Here is a 2,052-nt window from a genome sequence, read left to right as displayed (position 1 = left end):
ACCCCACCCCCCGCATACGGTAGAGTGTCCCCGAAGCACCCTCCGGGGAGCTTTTCCAGCGGATGTAGTTTAATGGTAGAACATGAGCTTCCCAAGCTCAGAGCGCGGGTTCGATTCCCGTCATCCGCTCCATTGCATAGCCCCAGGTCAGAGGCTTGGGGTCTATTTTTTTGTCTGGACCAGTTGAAGAACCCGTGCCATTCCCGCACCACATCTCGCGGTCAAATAGCGGCATTCGTTTCTGGGCAGTCCGGGGAAAGCTGCGCCCGGCGATGTGCGTGCGGCTCTGAGCCAGTGGAGGGGCGGCCGGCCAACAGGTGTGCGCCGAAGGACATGCTCAAGGCATCCGAGTCCCGGGTGACTGCGCTGGCAGCTGTTGCTAGGTTCGGTGGTGCTGTCGTACTGCCGTGGGGGGTGGGGCGGGTGGTTCAGTCTTCGGAAGGCCGTCAACAAGGTCGGGGACGGTATCGAGCACGGCGTCGACAAGGTCAAGAAGAAGGCCGGCGAGATCATCGACGACGGCGCCCACATCGTCGGCGACGGCCTGGAGCACGTCGGGCTCGACGATGCCGCGGACTGGGTCGAGGACAAGGGCGACGCCTTCGCCGACCACATGGGTGCGCACGTCGCCGAGCAGCAGCTCGGCCAGACCGACGACCCCGAGGAACTCCTGCACGGGGACCCGGCCAAGATCCGCGCTGCCGTGCTGCACCTGGCCAAGCTCTCCCTGGCCTTCGACACCGGCCACACCGGCCTGTCACACCTCGACCCCGGCGACTGGGACGGCCTCGGCGCCGACGCCTTCCGCGCCAAGTTCACCACCCAGCCCGCCAAGTGGGCCCACGCCGCCACCGCCTGCGCACAAGCCGGCCTCGCCCTGGAGACCTACGCCGAGACCGTGGACTGGGCCAAAGGCCAGGCCAAAGAAGCCGTCCGGCTGTGGAAGCAGGGCACCGCAGCCCGCAAAGCCGCAGCCGACGCCTACAACACAGCCGTGGACACCTACCACGACCACGTCAAGGCCTACAACGACAAGGTCGACGACGGCAAAGACCCCGGCAGCAAACCCGTCAAACCCGGCGCGTTCACCGACCCCGGCGCCAAGGACAAGCAGGCCGCCAAAGACACCCTCAACGCCGCCCGCAAACAACGCGACAGCGCCGCCACCGCCGCCGAGGCCAAAGTCCGCGAAGCGACCAAACTCGCCCCGGCCAAACCCGACTTCACCGACCGCATGAAACACGACGGCTCCGACATCGGCAAAGCCGCACCCATCGCAGCAGAGCACTTCGCCGGCGGCCTGGTCCGCTCAGTCACCGACCTGGACAAATTCGTCCGCGGCCTGAACCCCCTCGACCCCTACAACCTCACCCACCCCGCCCAGTACCTCACCCACCTCAACGCCACCGCCGCCGGCCTGGCCGACATGACCCAGCACCCCGAACGCCTCCCCGGCACCATCCTCGGCACCGGCTGGGGCACCGACGGCTCCGAAGCATCAGGCCGCCTCATCGGCAACATCCTCCTCGCCATCGCCACCGACGGCGGCAGCGCCGCAGGCAAAACCGCAGCCGAAGACGCCGCAAAAAACGCCGCCAAGAACGCCGCAGAACAAGCCGCCAGGAACGCCGCAGANGACGGCGGCAGCGCCGCAGGCAAAACCGCAGCCGAAGACGCCGCAAAAAACGCCGCCAAGAACGCCGCAGAACAAGCCGCCAGGAACGCCGCAGAACAAGCCGCCAGGAACGGGGCGCGGGCAGCCGCCGAAGACCCCGCCAAAGCCGCCATCGAACAAGCGGCGAAGAAGTGCCTGTCGGACCCGATCGACGTCGCCACCGGCGACATGATCCTCACCCAGACAGACATCTCACTCCCCGGAACCCTCCCTCTGGTCCTGGAACGCAGCCACCTGTCATCCCACCGGATCGGCCGCTTCTACGGACCCTCCTGGGCCTCCACCCTCGACCAGCACCTCGAACTCGACGACCAAGGCGTGGCGTTCGTCGCCGCAGACGGCTCGATCCAGCTCTACCCCGTCCCCCAACCCGGCGC

General features: G+C 67.2%; 1 protein-coding gene and 1 tRNA gene. Both read left to right on the top strand.

The window, feature by feature from the left end; translation table 11 throughout:
* The first annotated feature begins 58 nt into the window (after nucleotides 1-58).
* Nucleotides 59-132, top strand: a tRNA-Gly gene (locus tag V7E46_RS33490).
* A 256-nt stretch (nucleotides 133-388) separates the two neighbouring features.
* Nucleotides 389-2,052: putative T7SS-secreted protein (locus V7E46_RS33485; protein WP_443054431.1), on the top strand; the 1,664-nt coding region annotated here is incomplete at its 3' end.

The organism is Streptomyces sp. IBSBF 2435, from assembly GCF_036815005.1.
Taxonomy (GTDB): domain Bacteria; phylum Actinomycetota; class Actinomycetes; order Streptomycetales; family Streptomycetaceae; genus Actinacidiphila.
This window is presented reverse-complemented; position numbering and strand designations above follow the sequence as displayed.